General features: G+C 37.3%; 10 protein-coding genes. 8 read left to right on the forward strand and 2 right to left on the reverse strand.

All coding sequences use genetic code 11. The features are described 5' to 3' along the window. The 3 genes from AAEY57_RS17325 to cas6f all read left to right on the forward strand — a co-directional run. On the forward strand, positions 1 to 1851 hold a 1851-nt coding region (locus AAEY57_RS17325), incomplete at its 5' end, for a type I-F CRISPR-associated protein Csy2 (RefSeq protein ID WP_350608359.1). Beyond that, entirely contained in the window at positions 1851 to 2879 is a 1029-nt protein-coding gene (csy3, locus tag AAEY57_RS17330; RefSeq protein WP_350608360.1) for a type I-F CRISPR-associated protein Csy3, read from the forward strand. The genes AAEY57_RS17325 and csy3, both read left to right, overlap by 1 nt. Further along, the gene (gene cas6f, locus AAEY57_RS17335; RefSeq protein ID WP_350608361.1) at positions 2876 to 3475 is read left to right on the forward strand and encodes a type I-F CRISPR-associated endoribonuclease Cas6/Csy4; all 600 of its coding nucleotides are present in this window, start codon (positions 2876 to 2878) and stop codon (positions 3473 to 3475) included. The genes csy3 and cas6f overlap by 4 nt, the downstream gene beginning before the upstream one ends. Before the next feature lie 399 nt (positions 3476 to 3874). On the opposite strand, the gene AAEY57_RS17340 is transcribed toward cas6f, so the two are convergent. After that, the gene (locus AAEY57_RS17340; protein WP_350608362.1) at positions 3875 to 4153 is read right to left on the reverse strand and encodes a hypothetical protein; all 279 of its coding nucleotides are present in this window, start codon (positions 4151 to 4153) and stop codon (positions 3875 to 3877) included. A 282-nt stretch (positions 4154 to 4435) separates the two neighbouring features. Between AAEY57_RS17340 and AAEY57_RS17345 the strand changes: the two genes are divergently transcribed. The 5 genes from AAEY57_RS17345 to AAEY57_RS17365 all read left to right on the forward strand — a co-directional run bounded on the left by AAEY57_RS17345 (position 4436) and on the right by AAEY57_RS17365 (position 11809). After that, a complete protein-coding gene (locus tag AAEY57_RS17345) occupies positions 4436 to 5128 on the forward strand; it encodes an AHH domain-containing protein (RefSeq protein WP_013465397.1) in 693 nt (230 codons plus the stop codon). After that, positions 5125 to 5712 carry a hypothetical protein gene (locus tag AAEY57_RS17350; RefSeq protein WP_013465396.1) on the forward strand — a complete coding sequence of 196 codons (588 nt, stop codon included), beginning with the start codon at positions 5125 to 5127 and terminating at the stop codon, positions 5710 to 5712. The genes AAEY57_RS17345 and AAEY57_RS17350 overlap by 4 nt, the downstream gene beginning before the upstream one ends. Positions 5713 to 5747: 35 nt before the next feature. Next, positions 5748 to 7583 (forward strand): ATP-dependent nuclease, encoded by a 1836-nt coding sequence (locus tag AAEY57_RS17355; protein WP_013465395.1) that lies wholly within the window; start codon positions 5748 to 5750, stop codon positions 7581 to 7583. Between the two features lie 153 nt (positions 7584 to 7736). Beyond that, on the forward strand, positions 7737 to 8339 hold the full coding sequence (locus AAEY57_RS17360; RefSeq protein WP_013465394.1) for a hypothetical protein: 603 nt from the start codon (positions 7737 to 7739) through the stop codon (positions 8337 to 8339). Positions 8340 to 9052: 713 nt separating this feature from the next. Then, positions 9053 to 11809, forward strand: a complete 2757-nt coding sequence (locus AAEY57_RS17365) for a response regulator (protein WP_350608363.1) — start codon at positions 9053 to 9055, stop codon at positions 11807 to 11809. Between the two features lie 161 nt (positions 11810 to 11970). Here the strand turns inward: AAEY57_RS17365 and AAEY57_RS17370 are convergent, their stop codons facing one another. Beyond that, positions 11971 to 13395 carry a sugar porter family MFS transporter gene (locus tag AAEY57_RS17370; protein ID WP_350608364.1) on the reverse strand — a complete coding sequence of 475 codons (1425 nt, stop codon included), beginning with the start codon at positions 13393 to 13395 and terminating at the stop codon, positions 11971 to 11973. Between the last annotated feature and the right edge of the window lie 245 nt (positions 13396 to 13640).

The raw sequence follows: 13640 nt of genomic DNA on the forward strand, positions 1-13640 counted from the left end.
ATGAGCGTTCACGTTAAAACCAGAACGGGTGTTCACGATGGGCCGGAATCACTGTTCACGATGCTCCGGAATATGCAAGTAAGCCATCAGCGTTTAATTAGTAAGGTAGTAAGTGAAGATATTGCGGGTATTTGCAGCCGTTCATTACCTTTAAGTTTTGGCTGGTCGCACAATAGTGCTGAAATTAATCATGCAAAATTATTTTTAACCTCGTTTAATTGGCAAGGTGAAGTAACTTGTTTAGCAAAGTTACTAATAGCTGAAGAGCCTGTTTGGATTAATTTAATAAGAGGGTACGGGTTTACTAAAAAGTCTGTTTTAGAAATCGCGGGTAAAATTAAACAGCAGTTGCCTGTGGCAGAGCTCCCATTGGAAGTAAACTCTTTTTCAACACAATTACAAATGCCATACCTACAAAGCTACCTTGCGATTACGCCTGTAGTAAGTCACGCAATGCTAGCTGAAATTCAGCAATTAACAACAGAGCGTAAACTAAGCTTTGGTTTAGTTGAGCACTCAAGACCTGCTAATGTTGGTGATTTAGCAAGCTCAGTAGGTGGTAATATTAGAGTGCTTCGTTACTTCCCTAAAACATATTCTAAGGCTGTTAACCGCTCTAAAGTAGCCAATAATGATATTGAGAAAGTATTTAAAATTCGTGCGCTACTAAGTAGTCAATTCCAACAGGCACTTTTTGTATTGGCCGGCATTAAACAGTTTAATACGTTAAGGCAAAAGCGATTAGCGAGAGTAGCGGCTATTAGGCAAGTACGTGTTAGCTTGCAGTTATGGCTTGATAACATTCTGGAAGCTAAAAATAACGCGCAAGAGCAAGCTTACTCTGAGTGGGCAAAGCATTACTTAAATCAGAGTATTACCAACTGTATTAGCCAATTTAGTAACGTACTAAATGAAAGCCTTAGTTCTTTGAGCAAACTTAAACGCTTTGCGTATCACCCTAATTTAATGGGGCTGTTTAAGGTGCAATTAAACTATGTATATACTCATTGTGCAACTGAACAAGAAACATTAAATGATGAGCAGATAGTGTATGTACATTGCCAAGATATGCGAGTGTTTGATGCCGAGGCAATGGCTAACCCATATATTCAAGGCATGCCGTCACTTACTGCTTTAAATGGGCTTGCTCATAACTTTGAGCGTAAGCTAAAAAACTTTATAGACCCTTCAATTAAGTGTATTGGCAGTGCCATTTACATTGAAAACTATCAATTACATACAGGTAAACCATTACCTGAACCAAGTAAGTTAAAACAAGTTGCTGGCCGTAGCCATGTAATAAGATCAGGAATTATCGATAAACCTAAATGTGACATAACACTCGATTTAGTATTTAGGCTTTTCGTATCAAATGAAGAGATACTTAATAAGTTAAATAGTCAGCTTATAAAGCCCGCACTACCATCTACTTATGCAGGCGGGACCATGCATCCACCTTCGTTATATCAAAATATTGACTGGTGCCATGTGCATACTACACCGAGTGAGCTGTTTAAAAATATAAAGGTAAAATCGTTAAATGGCAGTTGGCTGTACCCTTCAAAAAAAGTAGTCAAAAGTTTTGAACAATTAATTGACGCCCTTAACGGTAACTTTAATTTAAGACCCGCAGCAATTGGCTTTGCTGCGCTTGAAGAACCTATAAAGCGAGATGCAGCCTTACATGAATGTCATTGTTATGCTGAGCCCGTAATTGGGCTTTTAGAGTGTGTTAGCAATACATCAGTAAAGTACGCAGGCGCTAAGCAGTTCTTTCATGACGCATTTTGGGTTATGGATGTTCAAAAAGAGTCTATGCTTATGAAAAAGTCTAAGTTTGAGTATGAATAATGCAATTACCTCGGCACTTAAGTTACTCGCGTTCGCTTTCACCCAGTAAAGCAGTGTTTTTTTATAAAACACCAGAGTCTGACTTTGAACCGCTACAAATAGAGCAAAATAAATTAGTGGGGCAGAAGTCAGGGTTTGGCGATGCGTATCAAAAGCAAAATGTGGCTAAAAATTTAGCGCCACAAGATCTCGCTTTTGGGAACCCTCAAACAATTGATGTGTGCTATGTGCCTCCAACGGTAAATGAGCTATTTTGTCGTTTTTCACTCAGGGTTGAAGCTAATAGTAATGAGCCACATGTTTGTGATGACCCTAAAGTTATTTATTGGTTAAAACGTTTTTTTGAAACCTACAAAAAACACAATGGCCTTAATGAAGTGGCAACTCGCTATGCTAAAAACATACTGATGGGCAACTGGCTCTGGCGTAACCGTCAATCACCGAATGTTGATATTAAAATCCTTACTGAACATGCAGCCCCGATCATCGTTGAAGGTGCACAAAAATTAAAGTGGCAGGGCAATTGGCAAAATAATCAAACAGCATTATTAACGTTGTCAGAAGCTATCCAAGAAGGTCTTAGTAACCCTCAAAATTATTGTTATTTAGATATAACCGCAAAAATTAAAAATGCATTTAGCCAGGAGGTTCACCCAAGTCAAAAATTTGTAGATACTGTTGAACAAGGTATGTCATCTAAACAACTTGCATACACTCAAGTGGGCGATAAAAAAGCGGCCAGTTTAAACTCACAAAAAGTAGGGGCGGCTATCCAGACTATTGATGATTGGTATGAGGGAGGTTACAAACCTTTACGCACTCACGAGTATGGAGCAGATAAGCAAATATTAGTTGCACACAGAACACCTAAGACCCATTCAGACTTTTATTCATTACTTCCGCGCATTGCTTTACATATTAAACACATGGAAAAGCATGGTTTAGAACAAAGTGAACAATCAAATGCAGTTCACTTTATTGCGGCAGTGTTGATTAAAGGTGGCCTGTTCCAAAGGATTAAAGCTTGAAACGCTATTATTTTACTATTACTTATTTACCTAAAAATTGTGATGTTAGCCTTCTAGCTGGCCGTTGTATCGGTATTTTGCATGGGTTTATGAGCTCACGTGAAATAAGTAATATTGGTGTGTGCTTTCCTAAATGGAATGAGCAAACAATAGGTAATCAAATAGCGTTTGTATCGACAGATAAAAAGCAATTAACCAACCTATCTCAGCAAAGCTATTTTGAGATGATGGCTCATGACAAGTTATTTGGCTTATCAACAATACTCGAAGTACCAGTAAACCAAAGCGAAGTCATGTTTGTTCGCAACCAATCGGTAGCCAAAGCATTTGTTGGTGAAAAGCAAAGACGGTTAAAACGCGCTAAAAAACGAGCTGAAGCCAGAGGCGAAGTTTACAACCCTGAATATAAATTTGAGGAAAAAGCCATAGGCCATTTTCATTCAATACCTGTATCAAGCAAAGGCAACGGGGAAAATTTTATACTTCATATACAAAGAATTGAAAAAGCTGAACCCATAAATAATCACTTTAACAATTATGGTTTTGCTACAAATAAAACATTTCAGGGCATGGTTCCTTCTTTGAATACCCTTTAAAAAGTAGCTATTGAATATTAATAATGCTTTCAATAAGTTATACGATTAGGTAAAAGTAAAGGGTAAAAATATAAAAATCACTTAACAGTTTGTTATACATAAAAATTTAAACTACTTTTTATAGTGAACTGCCGAGTAGGCAGCTGAAAATATTAGTGAGAACAATACGCAGTAAATTACCCATTGAACTGCCGGATAGGCAGCTGAAAATAAGTCATATCGTTGTTGTCAGCGATGATATTGGTGAACTGCCGAGTAGGCAGCTGAAGTTAGGCCAGGAAGTAAACAACCACATCTTGTGACTTTATACTGCCGAAAAGGCAGAGGCTAAATAAAAAGAGCCCAGCAAACGCTGAGCTCTTTTTATTTGAATTCGATTAAGGTATGAGCTATTTGTGTTTATTCAGGCTTGAGCTGTTTTTTGTTATCACAGATAATTTTATCCTTATCATCTAAGCCATAAAGTTTTTCGTTACCGCTCAGTTTCTCAAAATGCTTAGAAAAATCCTGTTCTAAATTAGAGTTTATAGCTTCATCAAAATTATCCATAAATACAGCTTGTTCAGCGGCGCTAAGATCATCTACGGACAGCCGACCATCTAATGCAGCTTTTACATTGTCGCTATCGAAATTCACCGATTTATCAGTGGTGTTGCTGGTTTTTATTGTTTTAGCCACATTAAACTCCCAAAATATAAAAGCTGATGTTATCTAACCATAACGTAATTCTAAAAATTTGCGAAGTTCGGCTATGAGCTGTGAGTTCAACCATTCGATGCAACACACAGATAACCAGTCAGTCAAAAATTGTGTTGTATGAAGAGGAAATTTGACCGCTATGTAATTCATTGTAAGCAATAAAATGATCACAACTATTAGGTGTGTAACGTTTATAATTGCACCTCAATAGTCTATTTGCTATTTTACGCGCTAATAAAAGGAAATTTTAAGGATTTAAGGATGATTCAACTACAGCGCTACCCAATGCCAGATCGACCAAGTAACCCCAGCCCTTTAGAAATGGCTATTTATAATTATGAATTACTAGCCAAAAAACACTACGACGATAAGCGCCGTAAATCTGCTGCATCTAAGGAAAAGCTACAAAGAGATTACGACCACTTACAAAAAGAACGTAAGCGTTTAGAGCACTTGCTTATCGCGCAGCAAAGCTTAGAGTCTTACCGCGCAGAAAGTGAAGGGAGTTCTGTTAAGGAGCTAGCAGAAGAAGAACATCATCCTACTGAAAAACTTGCTAAGTTTTTACGAGCGGCAGGCGAGCCAAAACCGACTTCATATCATGAAGCACATCATATTGTTTGTGGTAAGGGGCGTTATAGACAACGCCTTACATATGCTGCGCGTTTAAGAATGCATTCGTTTGGTATTGGTATTAATGATCCAACGAATGGGGTATGGCTAAGAAACTTTGAAAAAAATAAGTCAGATGATTGGGCTACGCCTGACACTGTTTCTCACAGAAGGCTGCATCGCCATAATTATGAAGTTTGGGTGTCTACTAGTTTAAGAACCAAAGTAAATAAGCTCGATTTCATAAATGCATTACGAGGCGTGAAAATAAAAATTAAAAATCATATGATGCCAGCCAGCGTAATGATGCGTAAAAATGCTAATTGGGATGGTAAATCATGAAGTTGTTCTCGTTAAAGCCTGTTACTAATTCTTACGACATGGTTGAGTGGGACATACTTTCATTCGCTGAAAAAATACAACCAATATTGCCATCTAATCAAGATGCTTGCATGTTTCTACTTGATATCCATATGAATAATGACTCTTTATTAGAGTATTGGCCTGAAGGTTATGAGTTGTCTTTTTTACCTGGTTATCTAAAAGATAACTACGATATAAGTATCATGGATGGGTTTATCGCTCTTCGGATGAATGCTTATGAAGCTTTAAAAGATTTATTAGCGCCTTTAGGTGAGTTTATTGAAACAAAAGCTGATGGTGAACCTATTGTAATCTTTAACTTGCGTACATTTGGACTAGAAGATGAAGGAAAATGTGAACGCGAATATTTAGATGGTTATCCTTTAGATTATATCAAGATTGCTTTCATAAATGATGATGTAAAAAATAAGCCTGTTTTTAAGAGTAAATTTACAGGTGGTTCTCGTTTGTATTGTACAGATAAGTTTAAATCTGCTGTAGAAGATAATGGATTAACGGGTGTTTATATTGACGAAGATCTCGATAATATTTTTTCTAATTAAGTTAATTTAGAAAATGTTACTCAAAAGGATTTAAGATGATTCCAAAAATCAAGAAATTAATAATCAAAAACTTTGGTTGTATAGGAGCTAATGAAGTAACTGTAGATATTGATAAGATAGTTGTTTTAGTTGGTGCTAATAATGCTGGTAAAAGTACTATTTTGAGAGCTTTTGAAGTCGTTACAGATTGCTTGAAATTAGAACAAGATGATTTCCACAATAAACAAGTTACACCTGAATCTTTTCCGGAAGTTGAGGTTTATTCTTTAGCAACTGATGAAACGAAACCTGGTGATGAGTGGTGCTTGGAACAAGATGATGGGATGTTACTTGTAAGAGAAAAATGGACTTGGAATGGAATCAATGTTGAGCCCGTACGTGTAGGGTTTAATGTGAACTTAGGCCGCTATGCTCAAAAAGGTGATGATGAAACTATGCCTTGGGGTATGAATAACAAGGCTAAATCTAAAAGACCGAAACCTCATAGGGTAAGCACATTTGATGACCCAGAAATTCAAGCGAGAGCAATTAAATCACTTTTGAAAAGTTTACTAGATGAAGGAATTAAACAGTACAAAGAAAATGATGCTGATGAAAAGACTGTTTATGAAAAGGTATTAGATTCTTTGGACAAGCTACGAAAAGATACAAAGGTAACTCAAAATCAAAGTGTTCAAAATTTAGAGGCAACTGCAAACGAAATAATCGGAAAAATATTTCCAAACCATGAATTATCAATTCTAGCTCCTGAGAGCAATTCTACTATCAAAGTGGATTTGCTAGGAGATGAGTTCGACGTTCAAATGGGGGCGATAGGTGGCGAAAAATTTCCTCTGAATAAACAAGGAAGCGGAAGTCGAAGAACTGCTTTGTGGACTATTCTCAAACTTTTAGCTGATAATGGCATTAAAGCTAAAAATACAACATCTAAGTCGGCAAAATCTCAGCATGAAAAATTGGGAAATAATACGTCTCACGTATTATTGTTGGATGAACCAGAAGTAAGCTTACACCCAACTGCAATAGATAGTGCCAGAGATGTTCTGTATTCGTTACCAGAAAGTGATAATTGGCAAGTAATGATAGCTACACATTCACCAAACTTTATTGATCTTAGTAAAGACCATACAACGGTCATTAGGGTTGAGAAAAATGAGCACCGAAACATAAAAACAACCACTCTATATAGACCAGAAGATGCGAGTTTAGATGATGACGACAAAGAAAATTTGAAGTTAACAAATTTATTTGACTCTCATATTTCGCAAGCTTTCTTTGGGGGGAGAGTCCTAGTTGTTGAAGGTGATACTGAATATTCAGCATTTGGTTACATTAAAGATAAAGAAACCTCTAATGATAATTTTGAATATCATGATCTTAATATTGTAAGAGCTAGAGGTAAAGTAACTGTAGCGTCAATGATGAAAGTGTTAAATCACTTTAAAGGTCAGTACTTCGTTTTACATGATACAGATACACAAAAATGTATGTCGAAACGAAGAAATAAAGAGAAAAGCAAAGATGGTTGCATTGCATACGATGTGTTTGAAATGAATAATCCAGCGTGGACAAATAATGGGAAAATACAAGCTCAGATGCAACCTGAATCAAAAGTGGTAGCATCAATAGTTAACTTTGAAGAGGCTTACTTTTCAGAAACAGTTGCAAATGATAAACCTGAAAACTGTATTAATAATATCAAAACAGATCCAGATATGTATTCCAAAATTAAGCAGTTGCTAGATGCGATTTTGGAAAAGGACGGCGTTAAGCTACCAAGTGGTGCCATTGCTTGGGCTGATATTAACGAACTTGATGTTGCGGTAACAAACTATCAAAAATCTGTTCAGCATATTCACACAGAAGACTAGCGATATAACAAACGCATTAAATCTGACGTCACACATCGTGCGATTTTTTGCTTAGAAAGAAAATGACGCAAAAAAGCGTCCAACACGTTCCGCAGCTTATGAGGGCGTTATATACTAATTAACTATACAGAGTCACTACAAAGGGAGTAATAAGTGAAATTAAGATACGATTCTATAAACCAATATAAAAGTCCTCAAGAACTCATATTTAGGCTTAGGTTATGGACAGATCCAGCATTTAAGAAACCACCAATTTTAATGGCTTCGCAGCAGGTAGGCTGGAATGGTATTTCGGTTGTTAATGCTTCGGAAGGTATATACAGTTATTTTATGTCTCAAGATATTCTAGCTTCAATAAAATCTGAAGAGCAAGACGTTATCAAGAAAATTACATCCTTCGACTTAATGGGTGTTTTATCAAAGCTACAACAAAGTTTATCGAATGGAATGAATACAGCAGGTAATATAAATGATGAATTATCGGCTTTGATGTGGTTGGGGCCCAAAATCGGTCCGAGTTTGAATGATGCAAAAAATCATATTATTGAGTATTACAACGAATCTGAACAACATAGTTTAGCTTTTGAAAACGTCAAATTTATTGAGCATTATCCATCTCAGGCAGGGCATGTCCAAGACTGGTTTACACAAGAAAAATTCTTCGTGATTAGTTACAAAGAAGGATTTAGAGATCAAGAATGTATTGTTATGACTCATGATGCAATGCAACGAGAGTATGGGATTAAAGGCATATAACAAACTGCTCAAGAAGGGTTCGCAACGCGTGGCGTTTTTACTATGCGTTGAATTTAGTGATTAAGGTAGTACGCGGCGGGATCTGTATTGCGTTGCTCACTCCTAAGCAGGGCATTATCAATGTCCTCAAATAGCACTCAGTCAATAGTCGGTATAGAGTGGTTTAACTTTCAGTATAAAGCAGTTATGTATATCGCTAACGTGGTAAATTAGTTTGCTTCTGGTAAATTCATCATTTTTGTCGGATGGCGTGGCTCCGCCACTTATTCGACCTACGTCAAAATGTAGGTTGGTTAAGCCGAAGGCGCCACCCAACAGGCTTTCAAATTCACTTTTTATCCGCTCATGGCACAGAGCAGTCAACTAAACTGGGCTGCATTATTAAGTGGTTAGCTACATAAAGCCTGTATTTGGTAACTTTATGCCATTATATACTTCAATTTTATGCCAAGTTATACTTCACTTACGACGCTGTAGCTCAGTAAAAGCATATGTTCTTATGCCAACTTATACTTCAAACAACATTTGGGTGTATTAAAATTCCATTTATCTATTTTCTAATATTTTATTTTGTTATTCGTACGCTAATTCTAGCTTTTACGCACTTAGCTAATTTTTTGTCATTATAGACAATAGCTAACGGGTAAGTAATAATTAAAACTCGTGATTATACTATACACCGCAGGTGTTCAATAAAGCTATAAAGGGTCAATATGACATCTCAGAGGAATAAATGGGCGCTGGCAATATTACTCGGGCTTATTGGAGGTTGCGCTAACCTTCTACCTCTGTATTTTTTTGATAGCTCTGAATTTTTATTTGGTCAGACGTTTGTAATACTTAGCCTAGTGTTTGCAGGGCTTCGTTATTCTCTTCTTAGTTTAGCGATTGTAACTGGTTTTTTATTTTATCGCTGGGGGCATAGCTGGACCAGTGTTGTTTATGCACTTGAGCTATTTTGGCTTTATGCCTTTTGTTTAAAGCGTTCTAAGCCAATACTTCCTTTAGGCGCCGTATTTTGGTTTTTAGTGGGCTTACCACTGGTGTGGGTTTTGGGTCACTTTGTTATGGGCCTGCCTTGGCTCACACTTGTTGTGGCTGCCTCAAAATACTTAATCAATGCTATGATAGCGTTGGCTTTGGTCGACTTGGTGAGTATATTTGTCCCCCATGCAAGCCGAGCTTATCAAGGGCAGCCTCTGGCCCGAATATTAAGCTATGTTGTAAGTATAATTATTGCTTTAGTGGTTTTGATCACCAGTGTCTTTTTGGTTAATCAGCATTATTCGCGCTTAGAATACGAAGTAAACACTCAACTTAAAGAAAAATCTCGTTCGATCAGTGCCCAGCTGAGTGATTATTTATTGTTTCATAAAAGTGCCATGGTAATAACTAGTGATGCAATAAGTGCTGGGGTATCAATACAACAGCAGTTAGAGCGGCTAATGGAACTATATCCTGGCTTTGTAACTAGTCTATATGCCAGCTCTGAAGGTTATGTCGAGAAAAGTATACCGAGTGAATTGCTCAGTGGTTTGAGTCAGAGTCAGCGTTATATTAATGATCGTCCTTATTTTGCTCAAGCTCAGCAGTTCCCGTTGGGCTACATCAGTGGTGTTTTTCAAGGCAGAGGATTAGGCGATCAACCCATTGTAGCGCTTTCCGCCCCGATTTATAAAAATGGTGAGTTTTATGGGGTCGTTGAGGGATCACTTAAGCTAGATCAATTAGAGCGGTTTATACCAAATTTATTTGAATATAATGGGGATTTACTTGTTCTAGATGCAGATAAAAAAGTGGTATTTAGTTCGTTAAGCCAGTTTGCTGCGCTCAGTGATTTTAAGCAGCAGGAACTTAGTCTTCAAAGCCTCAGTGGCAATCAACTTTTTCGCTCAAATGATAACGAGATGTACCATACAAATCAGTATGTTGACAACAACACAGGTTGGCAGGTTATATCGTTATATAATCGTAAACATTTAACTATGGTGGTAGTGGCTGCATGGTTGCCTACTATGTTACTAGGATTATGCTCTATTGCACTAGTGGTTTTATTTATTCATAAATTTACCCATTTGTTGGTTAAACCCATCATAGAGCTCACTCATTTAATTAATAGCTTTAGTAAAACTAAAAAACACGTATTTAATACAGATTCTAGTTGGTATGAAGTGCTGCAACTACAGCAACAATTTGAAATGTTGGGCAATGCACTACAACACTCAATTAAAAGTTTGCAAGCTTCTAATGTAAAAAATGAAGATCTCAATAAACAGCTTAGTCATTTTAATCAGCAATTAGAAGATAAAGTCGCAGAGCAAACAACTGAATTAACACAAGCAGTTAAACTCGCCAATGAAGCAAATATTGCTAAGTCACAATTTTTAGCAAACATGAGTCACGAACTTCGAACACCTATGAATGGCATATTAGGTATGGGGGAGGTTTTGCTTCGAGATCAGTCCTTAAGTACCGAACAAAAGGAGTTGTTAATCACACAACAAAAAAGTGCAAAAAACTTGCTTAATATTCTTAACGATATTTTAGATTTTTCTAAAATTGAAGCAAATGCCATGGAGCTAAATATTAAGCCTACACAGCTAACTCCATTTATCGAAAATATACGTTCTTTATTTTCCTCTATTGTTGCTGCCAAAGAGGTAGAATTTACGGTTATTCAATCTAAGAATTTGCCACTGTGCATTAGTGTTGATGAATTACGCTTAAATCAGGTGATCATTAATTTACTCTCTAATGCGTATAAATTTACGCAGCAAGGCTTTGTGAATTTGTCGTTTGATTATCACGATAATATGCTTCAAGTTAGCGTTGAAGATAGTGGCATTGGTATTGCGAAGGCACAGCAATCACTGTTATTTAGCGAATTTACTCAAGCTGATGTGGGCGTTGCTCGTAAATATGGGGGAACAGGGCTCGGGTTAGCTATTTCTCAAAAGCTGATAAAAATGATGGGCGGTGAAATTCAGTTACATAGCGAAGAAGGTAAAGGTAGTACGTTTGCGTTTAGTATTAGCGCACCAGAGTCAGCAGACGCTCCCTCAACCTTACCTAAAAAAGCAGCTTTGCAACCAAATCTACTGGGTAAGCACATACTGTTGGTAGAAGATAATGCGATAAATCGGCAGGTTATTTCAAAAATGTTGGAGCCGACTAAAGCTGTGGTTGTTATGGCCGAGGATGGTATTAAGGCTCTTGATGTATTAAAAGAGCAATCGTTTGATTTGATTTTAATGGATTGCCAAATGCCTAACATGGATGGTTATGAATGCACACGTACGATTAGAGTTATGGAACTTAAAACAGGTTGGCGAGTGCCTATAGTAGCGATTACGGCTAATGCCTATGAAGAAGATAAACAGCGATGCTTAATAGCCGGTATGGATGACTTTATTGCCAAACCAATTAATAGTGATGATTTATACACTGTGATTGGTAATATACTCAGTTGATAATGGTTTAACAGGCAAAAGCTTACAACGTGCCTGAGAGTATCCGCTTGCCAAATGTTTAAATGTATCTAATTAGTTTTATGAGCAGAAAAATAAGATAATAGAATGGGGGATTAGCCTGAGTAAACTAATGGAAAGTCGATGCTACTCAGGCTAAGTAATTACATTGACTCTAATTTCATACCGCGTGTTTCTTTGATGTATTTGACCACAAAAAATACACTAATAAATGCCGATAAGGCATAAAAGCCATAAGCACCAGCTAAACCAATACTGCCGAGCATAATCGGGAAGGTCATAGTAATAGCAAAGTTAGCTATCCATTGCGCGCTAGCTGCAACAGCAAGGGCCGCACCGCGAATACGGTTATTAAACATTTCACCAAGTAGTACCCAGACAATAGGACCCCAACTTAAGCCAAAAAATACCACAAACAAATTAGCCATTATTAACGCAAAGGTACCCATGTTTTCGCTAAGTGCTAACTTGCCTGCTTCATCAAGGCCTGCACTTCCAAAGGTATAGGTAAGTGCACTTAAACTAATAAACATACCTATGCTACCTACCAATAATAGTGGCTTACGGCCTACTTTATCGACTAAAGCAATAGCTATAAAGGTAGATAAAATATTAGTAGTACCGGCAAGTACATTAATAAATAGTGATTGTGATTCATCAAAACCAGCGGCTTGCCAAAGCTCTGAGCCGTAATAAAATACCACGTTAATACCAACAAATTGTTGGAAAACCGATAAAGCCACACCCACCCAAACAATAGGGTGTACTTTTTTACTGCCATCAATAAATAAGTCGCGAATACTTGGCTTTTTATCACTTTGCAGAGACTGCTTCACGTCACTGATTTGTGTATCAGCATCGTCATTTGAGATTTTGTTAAATACAGTTTTAGCGTGTTTAAGTTTACCTTGTGCAACTAGGTAACGCGGTGATTCTGGAATAAAAAGTACGCCAATTAAAAATAAGCCTGCAGGAACAAGTTCAGCCCAAAACATCCAGCGCCACGCGGCTAAATCTAGCATTAAAATACCCTCGGCACCGCCAGCAGCGTTAGCAATTAGGTAGTTACTTAAAAAAGCTGCAAATAAACCAAGAACTATAGCGAGTTGTTGCAGTGTAGCTAAGCGACCACGTAGACTCGCAGGAGCAACTTCTGCTATATAAGCAGGCGCTAAAACCGAGGCAGCACCTATACCTAACCCACCAAACAAGCGGTAAAAAATAAACTCAGCAGAACTATCTGCAATGCCAGAGCCAAAAGCGCTGACTGCAAATATAATGGCAGTGACAATCATAATAGCGCGACGGCCAAACTTGTCAGCTAATGGGCCAGCCGCTAAAGCACCCAATGCACAACCTAATAAAACAGACGCAACATTAAAACCAGTTGCAACACTGCTTGAATTAAATGTATTACCCAATGCCGATACGGTGCCGTTTATAACGCCCGAATCAAAACCAAATAAAAAGCCACCAATAGCGGCAACGGCCGATATAAAAATAACATATAAAAGCGAGCACTTAGTCTGTGCGCTATGCTCACCTTTAGTTGCATGCTGTGTTGTCATGTTGTTCAATCCTAATTTTTATTATGTGTAATTAAAGTAGCACTAAATTTGCTGGCAACCTTAGCACAGAGTGATCACGCTAAAAAAGATATTTCAATAGTAATACGTATGCATAAAAAATTTTATTGGGTTGATAAAAATAACGAGATGCTAGATACTGTTTTTATATGGCTGTGATCCATTTCTGTGTTGATAGAATAAAATTTCAATATTAATCAACAATTAAAAGAATTCGTCAAAAACGT

The organism is Pseudoalteromonas sp. MER144-MNA-CIBAN-0113, assembly GCF_040308965.1.
Classification (GTDB): Bacteria; Pseudomonadota; Gammaproteobacteria; order Enterobacterales; family Alteromonadaceae; genus Pseudoalteromonas; species Pseudoalteromonas tetraodonis.